General features: G+C 73.7%; 17 protein-coding genes. 8 read left to right on the top strand and 9 right to left on the bottom strand.

Annotated elements, in window-relative coordinates:
• Window positions 1–61: 61 nt before the first annotated feature.
• The 3 genes from GCU69_RS17110 to GCU69_RS17100 are packed head-to-tail and all read right to left on the bottom strand — an operon-like array spanning window position 62 to window position 3395.
• Entirely contained in the window at window positions 62–499 is a 438-nt protein-coding gene (locus tag GCU69_RS17110) for a response regulator (RefSeq protein WP_098751311.1), read from the bottom strand.
• Window positions 496–2157: a sensor histidine kinase gene (locus GCU69_RS17105; protein WP_235978528.1), complete on the bottom strand. Its 1662-nt coding sequence runs from the start codon at window positions 2155–2157 to the stop codon at window positions 496–498. The genes GCU69_RS17110 and GCU69_RS17105 overlap by 4 nt, the downstream gene beginning before the upstream one ends.
• Window positions 2154–3395 (bottom strand): PP2C family protein-serine/threonine phosphatase, encoded by a 1242-nt coding sequence (locus GCU69_RS17100; protein WP_156206564.1) that lies wholly within the window; start codon window positions 3393–3395, stop codon window positions 2154–2156. The genes GCU69_RS17105 and GCU69_RS17100 overlap by 4 nt, the downstream gene beginning before the upstream one ends.
• Window positions 3396–3703: 308 nt before the next feature.
• Here GCU69_RS17100 and GCU69_RS17095 point away from each other — a divergent pair, with 308 nt between their 5' ends.
• The 3 genes from GCU69_RS17095 (at window position 3704) to GCU69_RS17085 (ending at window position 6910) form a co-directional block, all read left to right on the top strand.
• On the top strand, window positions 3704–4543 hold the full coding sequence (locus tag GCU69_RS17095; protein ID WP_408055816.1) for an endonuclease I family protein: 840 nt from the start codon (window positions 3704–3706) through the stop codon (window positions 4541–4543).
• Window positions 4544–4843: 300 nt separating this feature from the next.
• Window positions 4844–5890 carry a hypothetical protein gene (locus GCU69_RS17090; RefSeq protein ID WP_156206551.1) on the top strand — a complete coding sequence of 349 codons (1047 nt, stop codon included), beginning with the start codon at window positions 4844–4846 and terminating at the stop codon, window positions 5888–5890.
• 33 nt (window positions 5891–5923) lie between these two features.
• Window positions 5924–6910, top strand: a complete 987-nt coding sequence (locus GCU69_RS17085) for an aldo/keto reductase (protein ID WP_156206550.1) — start codon at window positions 5924–5926, stop codon at window positions 6908–6910.
• An 84-nt stretch (window positions 6911–6994) separates the two neighbouring features.
• Here the strand turns inward: GCU69_RS17085 and GCU69_RS17080 are convergent, their stop codons facing one another.
• Together GCU69_RS17080 and GCU69_RS17075 are read right to left on the bottom strand one after the other, a co-directional pair.
• Window positions 6995–8023, bottom strand: a complete 1029-nt coding sequence (locus tag GCU69_RS17080) for an extracellular catalytic domain type 1 short-chain-length polyhydroxyalkanoate depolymerase (RefSeq protein ID WP_176604596.1) — start codon at window positions 8021–8023, stop codon at window positions 6995–6997.
• Between the two features lie 192 nt (window positions 8024–8215).
• Window positions 8216–9055, bottom strand: a complete 840-nt coding sequence (locus GCU69_RS17075) for an LLM class F420-dependent oxidoreductase (RefSeq protein WP_098754768.1) — start codon at window positions 9053–9055, stop codon at window positions 8216–8218.
• A 97-nt stretch (window positions 9056–9152) separates the two neighbouring features.
• Between GCU69_RS17075 and GCU69_RS17070 the strand changes: the two genes are divergently transcribed.
• Complete coding sequence (locus GCU69_RS17070) at window positions 9153–9602, top strand: TIGR03668 family PPOX class F420-dependent oxidoreductase (protein WP_098754776.1); 450 nt, start codon at window positions 9153–9155, stop codon at window positions 9600–9602.
• A gap of 38 nt (window positions 9603–9640) precedes the next feature.
• Here the strand turns inward: GCU69_RS17070 and GCU69_RS17065 are convergent, their stop codons facing one another.
• Both GCU69_RS17065 and GCU69_RS17060 read right to left on the bottom strand, forming a co-directional pair.
• Window positions 9641–10321 (bottom strand): class F sortase, encoded by a 681-nt coding sequence (locus GCU69_RS17065; RefSeq protein WP_176604595.1) that lies wholly within the window; start codon window positions 10319–10321, stop codon window positions 9641–9643.
• 15 nt (window positions 10322–10336) lie between these two features.
• Complete coding sequence (locus GCU69_RS17060; RefSeq protein ID WP_156206549.1) at window positions 10337–11176, bottom strand: hypothetical protein; 840 nt, start codon at window positions 11174–11176, stop codon at window positions 10337–10339.
• A gap of 292 nt (window positions 11177–11468) precedes the next feature.
• Here GCU69_RS17060 and GCU69_RS17055 point away from each other — a divergent pair, with 292 nt between their 5' ends.
• A complete protein-coding gene (locus GCU69_RS17055) occupies window positions 11469–12281 on the top strand; it encodes an SAM-dependent methyltransferase (RefSeq protein WP_156206548.1) in 813 nt (270 codons plus the stop codon).
• Window positions 12282–12420: 139 nt separating this feature from the next.
• Here the strand turns inward: GCU69_RS17055 and snpA are convergent, their stop codons facing one another.
• The gene (gene snpA, locus GCU69_RS17050; protein ID WP_098754772.1) at window positions 12421–13071 is read right to left on the bottom strand and encodes a snapalysin; all 651 of its coding nucleotides are present in this window, start codon (window positions 13069–13071) and stop codon (window positions 12421–12423) included.
• A 257-nt stretch (window positions 13072–13328) separates the two neighbouring features.
• Here snpA and GCU69_RS17045 point away from each other — a divergent pair, with 257 nt between their 5' ends.
• Complete coding sequence (locus GCU69_RS17045; protein WP_235978526.1) at window positions 13329–14396, top strand: LysR family transcriptional regulator; 1068 nt, start codon at window positions 13329–13331, stop codon at window positions 14394–14396.
• Window positions 14397–14562: 166 nt separating this feature from the next.
• Here the strand turns inward: GCU69_RS17045 and GCU69_RS17040 are convergent, their stop codons facing one another.
• A complete protein-coding gene (locus tag GCU69_RS17040) occupies window positions 14563–15021 on the bottom strand; it encodes a MarR family winged helix-turn-helix transcriptional regulator (RefSeq protein WP_156206546.1) in 459 nt (152 codons plus the stop codon).
• 508 nt (window positions 15022–15529) lie between these two features.
• Here GCU69_RS17040 and GCU69_RS17035 point away from each other — a divergent pair.
• Both GCU69_RS17035 and GCU69_RS17030 read left to right on the top strand, forming a co-directional pair.
• Window positions 15530–18310 carry a glycosyl hydrolase gene (locus GCU69_RS17035; protein ID WP_098755419.1) on the top strand — a complete coding sequence of 927 codons (2781 nt, stop codon included), beginning with the start codon at window positions 15530–15532 and terminating at the stop codon, window positions 18308–18310.
• 578 nt (window positions 18311–18888) lie between these two features.
• Complete coding sequence (locus GCU69_RS17030; protein WP_156206545.1) at window positions 18889–19671, top strand: DUF899 domain-containing protein; 783 nt, start codon at window positions 18889–18891, stop codon at window positions 19669–19671.
• The last annotated feature ends 45 nt before the right edge of the window (window positions 19672–19716 follow it).

Below are 19716 nucleotides of genomic sequence, written 5' to 3'. Positions count from 1 at the left end.
CCCGCCGGGGACGGGCACCCGGCCGGGGCGCAGGCCGTGGCCGGGCGCGCCGGTCCGGGTGTCAGCGGTGCGGGAGCCGGACCACCGTCAGGAAGAACTCGTCGATCTGCCGGACCGCGGCCAGGAACTGGTCCAGGTCCACCGGCTTGGTCACGTAGGCGTTCGCGTGCAGCTTGTAGCTGCGCAGGATGTCCTCCTCGGCGGAGGACGTGGTCAGGACGACGACCGGGATCGTGGCCAGTTCCGGATCCGACTTGATGCGCTCCAGCACCTGGCGCCCGTCGTACTTCGGCAGGTTGAGATCGAGCAGGATCAGATCGGGGCGGGGCGCCGAGGCGTGCTCGCCCTGCTGGTAGAGGAAGTCGAGGGCCTCCTCGCCGTCCCGCGCCACGTACAGGGTGTTGCGGATCTTGTCCTCGAAGGCCTCCCGCGTCATCAGTTCGTCGCCGGCGTCGTCCTCGACCAGCAGGACCTTGATCGGGTGTACGGGAGAACTCATCGGTGGTGTTCCTCGGTTGCGGTCGTGACGGGGACAGGGACGGGGACGGCGAAGGGCGCGGTGGGGAAGGCGGACGGGTCCGGCAGGCTGAAGCACACCCGGGTGCCCTCGGGGTCTCCGGGTTCGAGCGAGATCTGGCCGCCGTGATGCTCGACGATCTTCTTGCAGAGGGCCAGGCCGATGCCGGTGCCCGCGTAGGCGTCCCGCCCGTGCAACCGCTGGAAGATCACGAAGACCTTCTCCCGGAACTCGGGAGGGATGCCGATGCCGTTGTCCGCCACACAGAACCGCCAGCCGCTGCCGGCGGACTCCGGCTCGACGGTCACCGTCACCCGGGCCGGCCGGTCCGGCGAGCGGAACTTCACCGCGTTGCCGATCAGGTTCTGCCACAGCATCGTCAGGGTGGTGACGTCACCGATGACCTCGGGCAGGGCCTCGGGGCGCTCGACGAGGGCCCCGGACTCCTCGATCGAGGCGGACAGGTTCGACAGGGCCCGGTCCAGCGCGTCGTCCAGCGACACCGTCCGCCGGTCGTCGTTGACCCGGCCCACCCGGGAGAAGGTGAGCAGGTCGTTGATGAGGGTCTGCATCCGCTTCGCCCCGTCGACGGCGAAGGCGATGTACTGCCCCGCCCGCTCGTCCAGTTCCCGGCCGTACCGCTTCTCCAGCAGCTGGCAGAACGACGCCACCTTCCGCAGCGGCTCCTGGAGGTCGTGCGAGGCGACGTACGCGAACTGCTCCAGCTCCGCGTTGGAGCGCCGCAGCTCGGCGGCCTGCGCGTCGAGCCCGGCGGCCTGCTGGTCGAGCAGCTCGGCGCGCGAGCGCGACTCGGCCAGCTCCGTCACGATCCGCTCGCGCATCTCCTCCACGGCCGTCGCCACGGCGCGTACGTCGGCGGGCCCCGAGGCGTCGATACGGTGCGTGAAGTCGCCCTTCGCCACCCGCTGCGAGGAGGACAGCAGCGAGCGGAGCGGCCGGCCCACGGCCCGGTGCTGCAGCACGGTCAGCCCGATGCCGGAGAGGGTGAAGGCGATGAGCATGGACGCCATCAGCCAGTCCCGCTTCGTCCGCTCGGCGTCCAGCTCGGCCCGCGCCGTTTCACGCAGCTCCAGGATGTGGCGGTTCTGCACGGCGAACATCGTGCGCAGTTCGTCGAAGGCGTGCTTGCTCTCGTCCAGCTCGGTGGAGGCGCCGACCTCGAACTCGCCGCGGCGGGTCTTCTCGATGAGAGGTTCCGCGTGGGAGCTGCGCCAGGTCGCCGCGGCCCGGGTCAGCGCCGCGACATCGGCGGACAGCTGCTCCTCCCGGCCGACCAGGTCGTACAGCCGTTCCGCGCTCTCGCGCTCCTCGCGGATGCCCTCGGTGTAGGGGTCGAGGAACTGCTCCTCGCGCGCGATGGCGAAGCCGCGCAGCCCGGTCTCCTGGCTGATCAGGGTCGTCTGCAGCCGGTACAGCTCGACACGGGCCGGCTCGATGCGCTCGGTGAGGGTGTCGGTCCGCTCCGAGCTGCTGATCAGCAGCTGCGTCCCGACCACGGCGCACACGACGATGAACGTGAGCTTGACCACCAGGAACAGATGGAACCAGTTCTGCACGGTCAGCCGCCGCCACAGGCCGGAGGCCCCCGGTGCCCGCCCGGTGTCAGCGGGCGCGCTCACGGCGCCTTCTTCCAGCCCAGCGCCACGACCGCCACGTCGTCGGCCAGGCCGCCGTGGTCGGCCGCCGCCGCCCCGGCACCGTCGACGAGCGCGTCGACGAACACCGAAGCCGGCAGCCCGGTGTGCCGCAGGGCCAGCTCGAACAGGCCGTCCTCGCCCAGCCGCTGTGATCCCGGCCCCGTACGGCCCTCGAACAGACCGTCCGTGAACATCACCACCTCCGCGCTCTCCGGCAGCGGCATCTCGGTCTCGGGCCAGTCCGTCCGGCCGGGCGCCAGGCCCAGCGCGGGCCCGCCCGGCGGCTCCGCCCGGGTGACCTTGCCGTCCTGGCGGATGAGCACCCCCGGATGACCGGCCCGCACGATCCGCAGGGTGCGGCGGTCGGGCGGGAAGGCGAGACAGAGCACGGTGGCGAACACCCGCGGATCGGAACGCTCGGCCACGGTGATCTGCTCCAGCAGGCGGGCGGCGCCGGAACCCGTCGTGCCGCACAGGACCGCGGTGCGCCACGCCACCCGCAGGCACACCCCGAGCGCGGCCTCGGCCGCGCCGTGTCCGGAGACATCACCGATCACGGCGTGCACGGTGCCGTCGGAGGTCTGCACCACGTCGTAGAAGTCGCCGCCGAGCAGGGACTGCGCCCGGCCCGGCTCGTAGCGGGCCGCCACCACCAGGTCCTCGGTGTGCAGCAGGGGAGTGGGCAGCAGACCGCGTTCCAGCCGGGCGTTCTCCTGTGCCCTCAGCTGTCCCGCCTGGAGATCGGCGGCGGCCTGCTCGACCTGCTTGCGCTGGACGGCGTACCGGATGGCCCGGCCGAAGAGCTGGGGCTCCAGCGAGCCCTTGACCAGGTAGTCCTGCGCGCCCGCGGCCACCGCGGCCAGCCCGGCCTCGTCCTCGGAGCGGCCGGTGAGCACGACGACGGCCGTGTGCGGGGCCGCGCCCAGGATCTGCCCGACGGCGTCGACACCGGACGCGTCCGGCAGGTGCAGGTCGAGCAGGATGCAGCCGGGACGGCCGGTGGCGGCCAGCCGCTCCTTGGCCTCGGCGAGGGAGCGGACCCAGATCAGCTCCGTACGGATGTCGCTGTCCGTCAGCAGTTCCTCGACGAGCAGGGCGTCACCGGAGTCGTCCTCCACGAGCAGCAGCGACTCGGGTTCGCCCCGCCAGCGCGGCAGCACGGTGTCCGCCGTGACCGGGTCCGCTCCGCCGCCGGCGGACCGGGGTTCGGGAACACCCATGAGACCGTTCACAACCCCCACCCTCCACCGCCGTCGGGGCGTCTTTACGTGCTGGACCATACTGGCCGCGACATGTTCGAGACCACTCGCAGCCGGTCGGATCCCGGCTGGTCCGCGAGTGGTCGGAGGCATCTTATGGCACAAATCCCGGGCGTTCGTCGCACGTCCTTCACCGAACCCCTCCGGGGCGTTCACACCGTGGTGATCCACCGCGGGCAGACTCTCCTCAGCCGAACGGAGGTTCGGCCGTGCCGGTCCTGTCTACGCGCGTTGCGGGTCCGGCGCAGGCTTCGAGAAGAGGACCACCTTTGCCCCCCACACGAGTCACTCGCTGGAAGCAGTTCGCGCTCCTCATAGCCGGCGCGTCGGTCGCGGTCGGCGGATCACAGGCAGCGGTCGCCACCGTGGACACCACGGCCGGCCGGGCGGAGACGGCCGCGACCGCGCAGGCCGGCGCGTACGACGACACCTACTACCAGGACGCCGAGGGAAAGAGCGGCCAGGAACTCAAGGACGCCCTGCACGGCATCATCAGCGATCAGACGAAGCTCTCGTACTCCGAGGTCTGGGACGCGCTCAAGGTCACCGACGAGGACCCGGCCAACGCCTCCAACGTGGTCCTCCTCTACACCGGCCGCTCGCAGAGCAAGTCGGACAACGGCGGCGACGCCGACCAGTGGAACCGCGAGCACGTGTGGGCGAAGTCTCACGGTGACTTCGGCACCGCCACGGGACCCGGCACCGACGTGCACCATCTGCGCCCCACCGACGTCACGGTCAACAGCGACCGCGGCAACAAGGACTTCGACGAGGGCGGTACGGAATCGGACGAGGCGCCCGGCAACTTCACCGACAGCGACTCCTGGGAACCCCGTGACGAGGTCAAGGGCGACGTCGCCCGCATGATCTTCTACATGGCGGTGCGGTACGAGGGCGGCGACGGCTTCGCCGACCTGGAGGTCAACGACGAGGTCTCCAACGGCTCCGCGCCGCTGATGGGCCGGGTCTCGGTGCTGCGCGAGTGGCACGAGCAGGACCCGCCGGACGCGTTCGAGGAGAACCGCAACCAGGTGATCTTCGACCAGTTCCAGCACAACCGGAACCCGTTCATCGACCACCCCGAGTGGGTCGCGTCGATCTGGAGCTGAAACGTTCCCGCGCCTGCGGCGGTCCGGCTCCGGCCCGGGCCGCCGCAGGCTTGTGAGCCCCACAGCCGGTAGGCCGCCGGTACGCGGGCACACCGGTACGCGGGCACGCCGGTACGCAGGCATGCGGGCACGCCGGCACCGGTCTCCCGGCCGTACGTCTCCGCCGCGCCGGTGTGGTCCGGCCGCCGCATCCGGGAACGCTCCGGAGACGGGACGCGGCGGGGCGGGGCGGGACAGGGCGGGCCGTCGGATGGAGGATGTGCGGACCCGGCCGGAAGCGGCGGGCGAGGGGAGGAGCACGTGCGGGTCAGTGAGGCGAGAGCCGTGGCGGCCCGGTGGGCGGCCGCGTACACGGAGCGCACCCCCGGCTGCGCCGGAGCGTTCGTGAGCGGCTCGGCCGCCTGGCTGCCCGGGGACGCCGAGCTTCCCGTCACCTCGGACGTCGACGTCCTGCTGGTGACCGAGGAGGGGGCCCGGCCCGCGCGCCCCGCGCCCGGCAAGTTCCGCCGGGAGGGCGTGCTGATCGAGGGCAGCGACCTGCCGGGTGAGGAGATCGCGACTCCCGGGCGGGTGCTCGGCTCGTACTATCTGGCGGGCAGCTTCCGTACCGACACGGTCCTGGCCGACCCCTCCGGCCGGCTGGCCGCGCTGCGGGACGCCGTCGCCCCGGAGTTCACCCGCCGCCGCTGGGTGCGCCGGCGCTGCGCACACGCGGAGCGCCGGATCACGGGCGGGCTCGCACGGCTCGACGTCTCCGCGCCGCCGCACGACCGGGTGACCGGCTGGCTCTTCCCCGCCGGCGTCACGACCCACGTGCTGCTGACCGCCGGGCTGCGCAACCCGACGGTGCGGCGGCGCTACAGCGCGGTCCGTGAACTCCTCGACGGGCACGGCCGCCCCCAGCTCACGGAGGAGCTGCTGGCCCTGCTCGGCTGCGACGGGATGTCCGCCGTGCGCGTCGAGCGGCATCTGCGGGCCATGGCGAAGGCCTTCGACGAGGCGGCACGGGTGGCGGTCACGCCGTACCCCTTCTCCTCCGACATCACACCCCGCGCCCGCGCGGTCGCCGTCGACGGCAGCCGCGCCCTGATCACGTCCGGGCACCACCGCGAAGCCGTGTTCTGGATCGCCGCGACCTACGCCCGCTGTTGCAGGATCCTGGCGGCCGACGCGCCACCGGAGTCCGCCGCCCGGCACGCCGCGGGCTTCGCCGAGCTGGCCGCCGACCTGGGCGTCGGCACGCCCGGGGCGCTGCGGGCACGGGCCGGGGAGGTCGCCGCCTTCCTGCCCCGGCTGCGCGAGGCCGCGGCGGAGATCACGGCCGCCTGCCCGCAGGTCCGGGACTGACCTCGGCTTGCGGCGGAGACGTACGATCATCCCATGGAACAGCGACAACTGGGCAGGACGGGCCGCGAGGTGTCCGTCGTCGGACTGGGTACGTGGCAGCTCGGCGCCGACTGGGGAGACGTCCGCGAGGAGGACGCCCTCGCCGTACTCGACGCGGCGGCCGACGCCGGGGCCACCTTCTTCGACACGGCCGACGTGTACGGCGACGGACGCAGCGAGCAGCTGATCGGCCGCTTCCTGCGGGAGCGGCCGGACGCCGGGGTGTTCGTGGCGACCAAGATGGGGCGCCGCGCCGAGCAGCGCCCGGAGAACTACACCCTGGACAACTTCCGCGCCTGGACCGACCGTTCCCGGGCCAACCTGGGCGTCGACACGCTCGACCTGGTGCAGCTGCACTGCCCGCCGACGCCGGTGCACTCCTCGCGGGAGGTCTTCGAGGCGCTGGACACCCTGGTCGCCGAGAAGCGGATCGCGGCGTACGGGGTCAGCGTCGAGACCTGCGCCGAGGCGCTCGCCGCGATCGGGCATCCCGGCACGGCCAGTGTGCAGATCATCCTCAACCCGTTCCGGCTGAAGCCGCTGGAGGAGGTGCTGCCGGCCGCCGCCGAGGCCGGTGTGGGCATCATCGCGCGGGTGCCGCTCGCCTCCGGACTGCTGAGCGGGCGCTACACCCGGGAGACGGTCTTCGCGGAGAACGACCACCGCACCTTCAACCGCCGCGGCGAGGCCTTCGACCAGGGCGAGACCTTCTCCGGTGTCGACTTCGCCACCGGTGTGGAGGCCGCCGCGGAGTTCGCGGACCTCGCCCCGGCCGGAGCCACCCCGGCGCAGACGGCGCTCCGCTGGATCGTCCAGCAGCCCGGTGTCAGCTCGGTGATCCCCGGCGCTCGCTCCCCGGAGCAGGCCCGCGCCAACGCGGCGGCGGCGGCCGGACTGCCCGCGCTGCCCGCGGCCACCCTCGAAGCCGTGCGCGACCTGTACGACCGGCGCATCCGGGAGCAGGTCCACGCCCGCTGGTGAGCCGCGGACACCGGCGGGCGGCCCCGCCGGTCCCTGCCGCCGTGCGCCCGGCCCGGTGCCCTTCCGCACCGGGCCGGGCCCGGCTCAGCCCAGGCCCCAGAGGGTGCCGAGCCGGTGCGCCGCGCACAGCCCGGCGTCCAGGCTGTACGCGCCCGCCGTGCCGCACTGCTCCGGCCCGGTGCCCGGGTCCACCGGCTGGCCGTGGCCCATGCCGGTGATCTCGTACGTCTCGGCCACCGGCTCCCCGGCGGCGTTCTCGTAGACCCGGTGCGGATGGCCGGCGACGGTGTCGCTCACATCGGGCTCCCGGTCGGTGCCGTGCAGGTCCGTCCACTGCGCCACGAGGGCCGTCATGTTGGCCGGCACCACCGTGCGGTCGGCGGTGCCGTGCAGCACGGCCAGCCTCGGCCACGGTCCGTCGTGGGAGCCCGCGGCCGCCCGCACCCGGTCGCCCCACTGCCCCGGTGTCTGGGACGCGCCGACGTACATGCACACGAACGGCGACCCGGCGGCCTGCGCACAGCCGTACGGCAGCCCCGCGACGACCCCGCCCGCCCGGAACTTGTCCGGATACGCGGCGAGCATCACCGCGGCCATGCCGCCGCCCGCGGACAGCCCGGTGACATGGACCCGGCCGGCGTCCGCGCCGGTGTCGGCCAGCTGACGGTCGACCATCTGGGCGATGGAGGCGGCCTCCCCGGCGCCGCGCCCGATGTCCGCGGGCCGGAACCAGTTGAAGCAGGAGTTGAGGTTGTTGGCCGCGGTCTGGCCGGGCAGTACGACGGAGAAGCCCCAGCGGTCGGCCAGCTCCGTCCAGCCGGAGGACGTGCCGTAGCCGGTGGCGTTCTGCGTACAGCCGTGCAGGGCGACGACGACGGGCCGCCCGCCGGGCAGCCCGTCGGGGACGTGTCGGAACATCCGCAGCGCCCCCGGGTTGGACCCGAATCCGGTCACTTCCTCGACGGCGGCGGACGCCCCCGTGGCGGAGCCGGGCGGCGGTGGCGGTGCCCCGCGGGCGGGGGCCGCGGTGTGCGGCAGGAACAGCAGGGCGAGCACGGCGGCCCCGAGCAGCGCGAGGCCACGGCGGTGTGATGCGGCTCTGGATGCGGTCATGCCGCGCACCGTAGGAGCGGCCCGGCCGGCCCGGTATGGGGACCGGCACCACAACGGCGGCTTCCGCGCTGTGCCCGGACGGGAAGCCTCCCGGTCCCGTGGCCCGCGGCCGGGGCAGCCCCCGGGCCGCACGAGCTGCGGACCGGGGGTCCGTACCGGGGCGCCTCGTCGCGCCGCCGGGATGCCCGGTGATCAGCCGGTCAGGGCCGCCAGCCGGTCCAGCTGGGAGAGCACCGTCTCCCGTTCCTCGGAGTCGACCCCGAAGAAGACCCGGTCGACCCCCGCCTCGGCGTACGCCTCCAGCGTGCGCGGGTCCGGCGCACCGTAGAACATGGAGACCGGGATCCGGCCGCGTCCGGCGTCGGCGGCCCGCTCCCGCAGCCGGCGGACCCGGCCCGCGAACTCCGCCATGCCGTCGAGCCCCACGCCCTGCGGCATCCACTCGTCGCCGAAGTCCAGCACCCGGTCCTCGACGGTCGGGCCGTTGCCGCCGACCAGCACCGGCGGGTGCGGGCGCCGGGCGGGCTTCGGCCAGGCCCACGAGGGCGGGAAGTCGACGAACTCGCCGTGGAACTCGGCCTCGTCCTTCGTCCACAGCTCCTTCATGGCCTTGACGTTCTCCGCCATCCGGCGCATCCGGGTCCGGGCGTCGGTGCCGTGGTCGGCCATCTCCTCACGGTTCCAGCCGGCGCCCACGCCGAACAGGAACCGTCCGCCGGACAGGTGGTCCAGGCTCGCGACCTCCTTGGCGGTGTGGATCGGGTCCCGCTGCGCCACCAGGCAGATCCCGGTGCCGACACACAGCGTGCTGGTCGCGCAGGCGGCCGCGGTGAGCGCGACGAAGGGGTCGTAGGTGTGGGCGTACATGCGCGGCAGCTCGCCGCCGCCGGGATAGGGGGACTCCCGGCTGACCGGGATGTGGCTGTGCTCGGGGAAGAGCAGCGCCGTGAACCCGCGGCTCTCGGTCTCCTTAGCCAGCGTCGCCGGGTCGATCGCGTCGTGCGTGGGGAACATCAGAACGCCGTACTCCATGCCGGCGACGCTACACGCCGTGCCGCGCCGCGCCCGGGACCGCGCGGCCCGGTGCGTCCCGGGCGGAACGCGGCTGCCGGGCGGTAGCGTCGCCGGCATGAGGCTCGCGGCGCAGGAGGCACGGCGGAGGTTCGCGGGCGGCCGGGTGCTGCGGCTCGCGACCGCGGACACCGGGGGGCACCCGCACCTGGTCCCGGCCACCTTCGCCGTCGACGGGGACCTGGTCCTGCTCGCCGTGGACCACAAGCCGAAACGGCACCAGGACCTCAAGCGGCTGCGGAACATCGCGCGGAACCCCGCGGTCTCCGCCCTGGTCGACGTGTACGACGAGGACTGGAGCCGGCTGTGGTGGGCGCGCGCCGACGGCACCGCGCGGCTGCTCGGCGAGACCGCGGACCGGTCCCGTCCGCTCGCCCTGCTGACGGCCCGCTACCCGCAGTACGCGCGGCTGCCGCCCGCGGGGCCGGTGGTCGAGATCGCCGTGGACCGCTGGTCGGGCTGGGCGTACGCGGACGAGGCCGGGCCGGGACGCGGGGCCACGGCCTGAGCGGGGGTCCGGAGCCCGGCCGGGCCCCGGGGCCGGGCTCACGGCCGGCTGCCGGCCAGCGACGCGTAGACCACCACATTGTCCGCGTAGCGGTTGTCCGACTCGTCGTAGGCGCCGCCGCAGGTGATCAGGCGCAGCGCGGCGTGGTCGACGTTGCCGTACACCTCCAGCGTCGGGAAGTCGGCCTTGGGGTAGCGGGCGATCCGGTCCACGCCGAACACGGCGGTGCGGCCGTCCTCGCGCTCGACCTCGATGCGGTCCCCCTTCCTCATGGCCGTCAGACCGTGGAACACCGACGGCTCGCCGTCCCAGGTGACATGTCCGGCGATCACCGCCGGGCCGACCGCGCCCGGCGCGGGCCCCGGCGTGTACCAGCCGGCCTTGTCCGGGTCCCGCGGGGTGTCCATCGCGCCGCCCTCGCCGAGGCCCAGCTCCTCCAGCGTGGAGGAGACCCCGAGCGACGGAATCGCGATCCGCCGCGGGGGAGAGGCGCCGAGCGCCTTCCCGTCGCCTCCGCCGCCCGCCCCGGTACCGCCCGCGTCCCCGGGGCCCGCGGGCGGCGCGGCCTGTGAACCCCGCCCGGACGGTGGCTCCTCCGCCATGGTCAGCGCCAGTCCGGCGCCCACCGCCGCCAGCACGGTGAGGACGGCGGCGAGGACGGCGAGGGGGACCCTCCGGCGGCGTGACCGGCGGCTGCCCGGTCCCGTCGTGTGCGTCATGGCGTCTCCTCCCCCTCACCGGTTCCGGAGGGCGGCGCGCCGGCGGGACAGCGCGAGAGCGCCTCCGGCCGCGGCCAGCAGGGTCCCTGCGGCGGCGTACGGCGCCGGAGCGGAGCCGTCACCGGCCGGTGCGGTGCCGGTCCGCGCGTCCCCGGCCGGACCGGTGCCCGTCTCCACACCGCCGACCGGCACGGAGCCCACCGCCGCGCCCTCGACGAGGCCGCAGGCGGCCGGTGCCGTGGCCTCCTGGGGCAGCTTCGGGTCGAGGTCGCTCCTGCCCGCGCCGAAGTCGTACTCCGCGTTCCCGTTCCGGTCGATGCCGTGCTGCACGACGTGCAGGTCCCGGATGTGGTCGGCGACGTCCTGGGCCACCACGAGCGTGCGCTCGTAGCGGAGGGTGCCGTTCGCGTCGGCGGCCGGCATCCGGTCGACGGCGAGACCGCTGTCGGGAGAGGTGTCGCCCTCGGTGGTCAGCGAGATGTTGATGCCGCCGTAGACCGGCAGGCCCTCGGAGGTGGTGACGATCCCGTCGCCGTCCCGGTCGGCGCCCGCGTCCGGGCAGTGGAAGTCGTGGCCGTCGGTGGAGCCGTGGATGTGCTGGGCGTGCGGCTGACCGGGTACCAGGCCTTCCGCCCGGATCATGACGGTCAGCTGACGCCCCTCCAGGCTGAGCATCGCGGTCCCGGAGGCGCCCGAGTCGTTCAGCTGCGCCAGATCGATCTGGTACGCCCTCGGGTTCCCGCCCTCCGCGGCCACCGCGGGAGCGGCGACCGCGGGTGCGACCACCGGGGCGACCGCCAGCGCGGCGGGCAGCGCGGCGCGTGCCGCGAGACGGGTCGTGTGCCGGATCTTCATGAGCGTGTGTCCCTTCCGCCGGCCGCCGGTGCCGGCGGCCGCTCCGTGAATCCGTGGGCGGGCCCGGTGACTTCGGGCCTGCTGCCCCTCATTCGGAGCCGCCGGATGCCGCGGATTGGCCGCGGACGGAGAAATCTCCGGGCGGCCGCGCCGGGCGGGCGAGGAGCGCGCGGAGGACCGCGCGGCCGCCCGTATCGGAGCAGTTGAATCCGCAACAGGCGTTAGGCTGTGCCGTGTTCAGGTCAAGGCATGACAGGCGCCGCGCGCAGGCGACGGCGGAAAGTGGTGCGGGATGGAAGCACGCTCCAGCGGCGGCCCGGTGACGATCGACTCCACGGTCGCCCACCCGGCGCGGGTCTACAACGTCTGGCTCGGCGGCAAGGACAACTACGCCGCCGACCGGGAGGCGGCGGAACTGGCGGTCGGAGCCAACCCCGGCATCCTGCCCTCCGTCCGCGCCAACCGCGCGTTCCTGGGCCGCGCGGTCCGGCACCTGGCCGGGGACGTGGGGATCCGGCAGTTCCTGGACATCGGCACCGGGATCCCGACGGCCGACAACACCCACGAGGTCGCGCAGCGGTCCCAGCCGACGGCGCGGGTCGTCTACGTCGACAACGACCCGATCGTGCTCACCCACGCCCGGACCCTGCTGGTCAGCACGGAGGAGGGCGCCACCGACTACGTCGAGGCGGATCTGCGCGATCCCGGGCGGATCATCGAGGAGGCCGGACGCACCCTGGACCTGGAGCGGCCCGTCGGGCTCACCCTGATGGCGGTCCTCCAGTACATCCCGGACGCCGACGACCCGTACGCCATCGTCTCGCGGCTGCTGGACGCCCTCGCGCCCGGCAGCCATGTCGCGCTCTCCCACCCGGCCTCGGACGTCGCCGACGAGGAGGTGGCCGCCTCGATGCGGGTCTACAACGAGCGCGCCGCCAAGCACGCCGCGGCCACCCCGCGCAGCCACGCGGAGGTCAGCCGCTTCTTCGGCGGCACCCGGCTGCTGGAGCCCGGTGTCGTGCAGCTGCCCCGCTGGCGCCCGGCCCCGGACGCGCCGGTCCCGGAGACCATCCCGATGTGGTGCGGAGTGGCCCGCAAGCCCTGAGGGGCGCCCGCCGGGACCCCCGGGGCGTCGCGGAGAACCCTCCGGGGGCACCCGCCGGAAACCCCCCGGGACGGCCCCGGACACGCCGTACGGCCCGGCCCCCGGAGCGGGGGACGGACCGTACGGCTGAGCCGGCGGTTCACTTCAGATACGCGGCCTTGTCGAACGGGCCCACGATGCCGTTCGCCCACAGCGAGTTGACGCGGCCGATCTCGTCGGCGTTGGGCTGTGCGTTGGTGCACGACGGGCCGGGGCCGCCGCCGGACATCAGCTCGCTGCACGGTCCCTCGTAGTGGTCCGGCAGGCCGAGCACGTGACCGGTCTCGTGCGCGGTGACACGGGTCGAGTCGTACTGCTCGTTCTGCGCGTAGTCGAGGAAGATGTAGCCGTTGCCGTGGCCGTCGGTGCTGGCGTACGAGCCGCGCGGGTCGTTGCCCTCCCGGTACTCGAAGTCGGCGCCCGAGCCCTCCTGGAGCTTGACGTTGTCGACGGACGAGTTCCAGATCTGGGTGCTGCTGGCGATCTCGGACGCGAAGCTCGGCGCCTGGCTCGCGTCGTAGGTGACCGTCACGGCCGCGGCGCCGGTCTCGGCCTGCTTGGCCTTGGCCGACTTGATGACGGCCTCGAAGAAGGCCTTCGTGTTCGCCCGGTCCGCGGAGGAACCGGTGTACGCCGAGACCGGGGCCCGGTCCGCGGCGGACGGCGCGGCGGTCGAGACGGGGGCTGCGGCCAGCGAAGCCGCGAGGCCGAAGCCCAGCGTGGCCGGGAGCAGAATCTTGCGAGACCTCATGTGGGGGTTCTCCTTATGTCCGCGGACCGGTTCCGGCCACCGTGGGGGAGAGGCCGGGGTCCGCCCGAAGAAAGTTCGGTCCCGCGCAGTCTCCGTGAGCGATACCGCCGAAGGGATGATGCCAACTTGCGATAGCGCTGTGCAATACCCCTACGCGCGGGAGGAGTTGCGCTCGCGTCGCCTCGGCGGACACCACGCCCCGATATGCGTCACACGCACCTGGTGCGCGCCGCTGAGCTGCCGATATCATCCAGGCCGTGGATCTCGAGGTGAGGCACCTTCGCGCCCTGTGCGCCATCGCCGACACCGGCAGCGTGCGCAAGGCCGCCGTACAGCTCGGCATGACCCAGCCGTCCCTCACCACCCAGCTCCGGCGCATCGAGAAAGCCGTGGGGGGCACGCTGTTCACCCGCGGGCGGACCGGCAGCAGACCGACACCGCTGGGGCGTTCGATCCTGGGGCGGGCGCGGCCGATCGTAGCGGAGATGAGCGCCCTGATGAACGCGGTCCGCGAGGTCACCGCGCAGGACGGCGGGGCCCGGCTGCGCCTCGGCGGCACCGGCAGCCGTGCCGTCGTCGGCTGGCTGCGCAGGCTGCACGCCCGCTTTCCGGAGACCGAGACCTCGATCCACATCGACGTCTCCGCGAACGAACTGCTGCAGATGCTCGCGGACAGCCAGTTGGACGTCGCCTTCGTCCAGGAACTGGAGGGCTTTCCGCTGCGGCTGCCGGCCGGCGTGGGCAGCCGCGTACTCGTAGCGCGCGAACCGCAGTTCATCGCGATGTCGGACCGTCACCCTGCCGCCGCGCGCACGGAGGTGGCGCTGGAGGACGTCTCCGGCGACCCCTGGATGGTCGACCCGACCGTGGACGACGAGTACGCCGCCATCCGCCGCCTCTTCGCCACCGCCGGCATGCACCCCCGGGTGGTGCAGGTCCACGACAACACCACCGCCGCGGACCTGGTCGCCTCGGGGGAGGCCGTCTCGCCCTGCCAGCCCACCTCCGTGCCCCGGCACGGCATGGTCATCCGGCCGCTCCGCGACGATCCGCTGGCGGTCCGGCTGCTGCTCGTCTTCCGTACGGTCACGGCGGTGGAACGGCAGCTGGACGGGCTGTACGACGATCTCGGCGCCGCGTACACGGAGGTCGCCTGGGCGAACGCCGCCTACCGGCGGTGGCTGCTGCGGCACGACAGCCCGCTGCTGCTGCGGCACGGGACGCCGTGGCCGGGGGCTGAGGAACTCGCGGACGGCGGGGCGGTCCGCGGCCTCCGCGACGTCTCCGGCACGCTTCCGGCGGCACGCCTCTCGGCGGGGGACTGAGGGGCGGGGGACTGAGGGGCGGGGCGTGCCGCCGCCGGGGCCGGGTGCTGCCGCTTCCGGTTCGTCCGGAGCCGAGGCGGAACCGGTCCGGCAGCGCCGCTTCCGGCCGTGCTGCCCCGGCCGTGCTGCTTCTGGCCCGCGCCGCGACCGGAGCCGACGCCGCCGGTCAGGCGGCCGAGTGCAGCGACTTGACGGCGCGGACCAGCGGGGCCAGTTCGGGGTCCCCGGCCGCCCGGTTCAGGGCCTCGCGGAGCGCGGCGTCGTGGGTCGGACGGGCCTCGGCGAGAAGCTTCAGCCCGGCGTCGCCGACATCGGTGTAGATCCCGCGGCGGTCCGTGGGGCACAGGTAACGGGAGAGCAGACCGCGGTCCTCCATGCGCGTCACCAGCCGTGTCGTCGCGCTCTGGCTGAGCACCACCGCGTCGGCGACCTGGCTCATGCGCAGATGTCCGCCCTCGCCGTCGTGCTGGCGGCTGAGGACGTCGAGCAGCGAGAACTCGCGGACGCTCAGGCCGTGGCCCTCCTGCAGCGCGCGCTCCAGATGCGCGTCGATCCGGCCGTGCAGGACGGACAGCGCGCACCAGCCCCGGGCGAGGGCGCCGCGTGCGGGGTCCGTGGCGGTCATGACGCTCCTTCCTCCGCCCGCAGGGCCGGACGGAGCCTCTCCGCCGGCCTCGACGGACGCGGTCCAGTTTAAGGCATGCGCAATATACGGCGTGTGCATGTAATACGTATCCGTCGTCCTCGGCGGATTGCCGTCCGTGCGCCGGCGGCTGTTTCGCGCGTCGGTCCCGTGGCCCCGCGGTCCCGCGGCCTCGCAACGCGGCAACTCCGCGTCCGGGTCCGCGCCGCGTCCGGGCGGTGCCGCCTCCGGGCCCCTGCTCGTGCCGCGTCCGGGCCCGTGCCCGCGCGGCGTGCCCGCGCATCGTGCCCGTGTTCGCGCCCCCGTGCCGCCGCCCCGCCCCCGCGCCTGATCGGCGCTCGCCGTCCGTACGGGCCGCCCGTTCGGGGAGCCCGGGTCCAACCCCCGCCTCTGCGCGAACTGTTGACATGCTCCGGCTCAGTCTCCAGTCTTCCTGAGAGCGCTCTCAAGCGTTCGTCTCCTCCCCCTTCCCCCGGCTCCGAGGTGCTGTGTGAAACCCCGTAGACGCAGACGTCTTGCCCTGTTGCTGGCGGCCGCCACCGCCGTCACCGGACTGGGCGTCACCGCCACCCCCGCGTCCGCCGCGACCGTCCCCGTAGGCTCCGGCAGCTACAGCGACACCCGTCCCGCCGGCACGGACGGCCCGCAGAACAACACCGGCGGCGCCGTGACCCCCAAGGTCACCCCCGCCGCCGCGGACCGGCCGGTCCCCACCAACGACTGGTGGTCCTCCCTGGCCTTCCAGCGTTACGCCGGCAACCCGTACTCCGAGGCGATGTACGGGCATCCGCTCACCTACAAGGCCGTCTCCGGCGGCCTGGAGGTCGGCTACCCCACCACTCCCGCCGTCGTCGGCGAGGGCCGGCAGTACGAGTACGCCCACCAGCGGGACCTGACCGTCGGCCTCGCCGGTCTCAACTCCCCGGACACCAGGGCCGACGCCTGGTCGGACTGGACCGTCACCCCGTACTGGTCCGACGGCACCCGCACGCTGCGCACCACCATCGGCCACGGCCTGCCGTACGTGTACGCGCAGGGCACCGGCGGTGACGCCCGGATCACCACCGCGAGCACGCCCCAGGTCTTCGCCGACGACGGCAACGTCCTGGGCGTCACCGTCGCCGGGCACCACTACGCGCTGTTCGCCCCCTCCGGCAGCGACTGGAACGTCTCCGGCACGGAGATCAGCGCCGGACTGGGGGAGAAGGACTACTTCTCGCTCGCCGTGCTGCCGGACACCGGCGCCCTCGCCACCTACCGCAAGTACGCCTTCAGCTTCGTCACCGGATCCAAGGTGACCTGGGACTACGACGCCGCCGCCGGCTCGGTCCGCGCCACCTACGCGCTGAGCACCACGGCCAAGGAGGGCAGCGAACAGGGCACCCTCCAGGCCCTGTACCGCCACCAGTGGCTGAACACGGCCGACACGCTCACCCCCCACACGTACGTCTCGCCGCGCGGCACCATGAAGGTCCGCGAAGGCGCCTCCTTCACCACCTCGCAGCGGGCGGCCGGAGTCCTGCCCGGACTGCCGGAGTCCGCGGGCCCGGACACCGCCGCGCTCAAGGGTCTCCTGGCGGAGGCCATGAGCGTGGCCGACCCCTTCGACGGGGCCAGTGACACGTACTGGACCGGCAAGGCCCTCGGCAAGCTCGCGCAACTCGTGCCGATCGCCGAGCAGCTGGGCGAGACCGGCACCCGCGACCGGCTGCTGGGCCTGCTCAAGGGCCGGCTGGAGGAGTGGTTCACCGCCGGAGGCGCGTCGGAGTTCTCCTACGACCGCGACTGGCGCACACTCATCGGCTACCCGGCGTCGTACGGCAGCGACAAGGAGCTCAACGACCACCACTTCCACTACTCCTACTACGTCCTGGCCGCGGCCACCGTCGCCCAGTACGACCCGGACTGGGCGGCCGGTTCCGCCTGGGGCGGCATGGTGGAGGAACTGGTCCGTGACGCGGCCAACCCCAGCCGCACCGACGAGCGCTATCCCTTCCTGCGCGGCTTCGACGTGTACGCCGGCCACAGCTGGGCGGCGGGCCACGCCGGTTTCGCCGCGGGCAACAACCAGGAGTCGTCCTCGGAGTCGGTCAACCTCAGCACGGGCCTGATCCTCTGGGGCTCCGCCACGGGCGACACCTCCCTTCGCGATCTCGGGGTGTATCTGCTGACGACGGAGTCAGAGGCCGTCACCCAGTACTGGTTCGACGCCGACGAGCAGGTCTTCCCCGGTTCCTTCGGGCACGACACGGTCGGCATGGTGTGGGGCAGCGGCGGCGCGTACAGCACCTGGTGGACCGCCAACCCCGAGGAGATCCACGGCATCAACGTCCTCCCGGTGACCGGTGGATCGCTGCATCTCGCGCGCGAGAAGGACGCCATCCGGCGCAACCTGGCCGAGATGGAACGGGAGAACGGCGGCCCGGCCGTCGAATGGCGCGACATCCTCTGGGAGTTCGAGGCCCTCGCCGACCCGGACGCGGCCGAGGCGGCCTGGGCGGCACAAGGCGGCTCGTACACCCCGGAGCAGGGCGAGACCAGGGCGCACACCTATCACTGGATCGCCACCCTCGGCAGCCTCGGCGCACCCGACCCGGGGGTGACCGCCGACAGCCCGACGGCCGCCGTGTTCTCCCGGGACGGGACCCGCACCTACGCCGCACACAACTTCACCGACGCCCCGCGGACGGTGACGTTCTCCGACGGCGGCGAGCTGACCGTCCCGGCGCGCTCGACGGCGACGGGCACGGGCGCGGGCGGCGACCCGGACCCGGACCCGCAGGAGCCGGGCACCGGCGGCACGCTCCACCCGCGCTCCGGCGGCGGGCTGACCACCGACGCGGCCGTGGTCCCGGGCGCGGACACCATCGCCTCCGCGGGCGGTGCCAACCACGACGGCACCCCCCACCGGCCTCTGGTGTACGAGGCGAAGAACGTCGACGGCGACCTGCGGCAGGGCGGCGCGACGGACTTCGTCCTCGAACTGGACGCGGGCACGACGGTCGGTCTCGCCCCGCAGGCCCGGGTCTCCTACGACCTCACCGGCGACGGGACCTTCGAGCGCGTCGAGACCTACCGCTACTACGCCACCGACCCGCTGCCCGGCTGGGAGAAGTACTCGGCCGCCCGTGCCGGGCTCCGCTCCTCCTCCGGCACCCTCGGCGACCTGGACGGCGGCACCGTCCGGCTGGAGGTGTGGAACGCGATCGGCAACGGTACGGCCCAGCTGCGGACCGGCCCCTCCTCGCAGTTGACGGTGCCCTTCGCCTGATCACCCGGGGGCACCGCCGGTCACCGGCGGTGCCCCCGCGCGTTCCGCCGCCGTTGCCGCACATCTGGCAAGCGGGCCGGAACGGACGTACCGTGGAAATATGGTCACCAGGCGTGAGCCCAGTCCGCGCCGCGTGTGGAGCGCCACCAGCTGCCCCTCGTGCGGCGGAGAAGTCCGGCCGGTCATCGTCGGCCGGCGAAAGTCCATGGGCACCTGGATCCCCGTCTGGGGGCCGGGGCCCTGCAGGAATCCCGAGTGCGCCCGGAGCCGGGAGGACCAGGGAGAAGCGGACGGTCCGGAGGAGGTCCGCAAGGCCCACGGAGCCTCCGCGGCGGACGGCCCCTCGGAGCGCGACCGCGAGCGCAGGCCGGTTCAGGAGGCCTGAGCGCGCGCTCCCGTACCGGCCGGCCCCGTACCGGCCGGCCCCGCGCGGCCGGCCCGGCTTTGCATGCTCCGTGCCCGGTCCCGGCCCGGGTTTCCGCGGGAGCGATGAGTTCCGGGCGGGTCGCGAGTCCGTACCGGTGACCGTCGTGGAAGTCGTGCGACGGTGCCCGGCACGAGACTCCACGGAGGACACCATGACGACCAAGCCGGAAGACCCCGCCACCGCGCCGCCCGGCCGCCCGCCCGTCGTGGACCCGGCCACCTGGCAGGCCGCCCGTGACGCGCTCCTGGTCCGGGAGAAGGCCCACACCCGCGAGGGCGACGCCATCGCCGCGGCCCGCCGCCGGCTGCCGATGGTGGAGCTGGACGGGACGGCCGAGGTCGTCGGCCCCGACGGCCCGGTGCCGTTCCGGGACCTGTTCCAGGGCCGCGACGAACTCGTCGTCTACCAGCACATGTGGTACGACGGCGCGCCGCACCAGGGGCAGTGCGAGGGCTGCACCACCACGGCCTGGCACCTGAAGGACGCCGTCTACCTCAACGCTCGCGGCGTCTCGTTCGCCGTCGTGACCACGGGCCGCTGGGACGAGGTGGCGTCCTACGTCGATTTCATGGGCTACACCCAGCCCTGGTACTCGGTGCGCGGCGTGGAGCCCCCGATCGGCGGGGAGATGGGCCACCTCGTCTGCTTCCTGCGCGACGGCGACCGGGTGTTCCTCACCTACTCCACGACAGGCCGCGGCAACGAGCCGGCCAACGGGTCCCTCGGCCTGCTCGACATGACTCCCTACGGCCGCGGCGAGGCGTGGGAGGACAAGCCCGGAAGCTGGCCCGAGGGACACCAGCCGTGCTGGTACTGGCGTTCGGACGCGGCCGGGAACGCCACCTGGGGCCCGGACAGCCGCCCCGTGCCGCAGTGGACCCGCCCCGGCGCGACCCCCGTGGAGACCCTCGGCCGCAACGGCCACCACCACTGACGCCGGTCACCACCACCGACGCCCCCCGCGGGCGGCGGCTGCCGG

The sequence above is a fragment of the Streptomyces lycii genome (genome assembly GCF_009735685.1).
Taxonomy (GTDB): domain Bacteria; phylum Actinomycetota; class Actinomycetes; order Streptomycetales; family Streptomycetaceae; genus Streptomyces; species Streptomyces lycii.
Note: the sequence above shows the minus strand (reverse complement) of the source record. Positions and strands in the feature narration are given on the sequence as shown.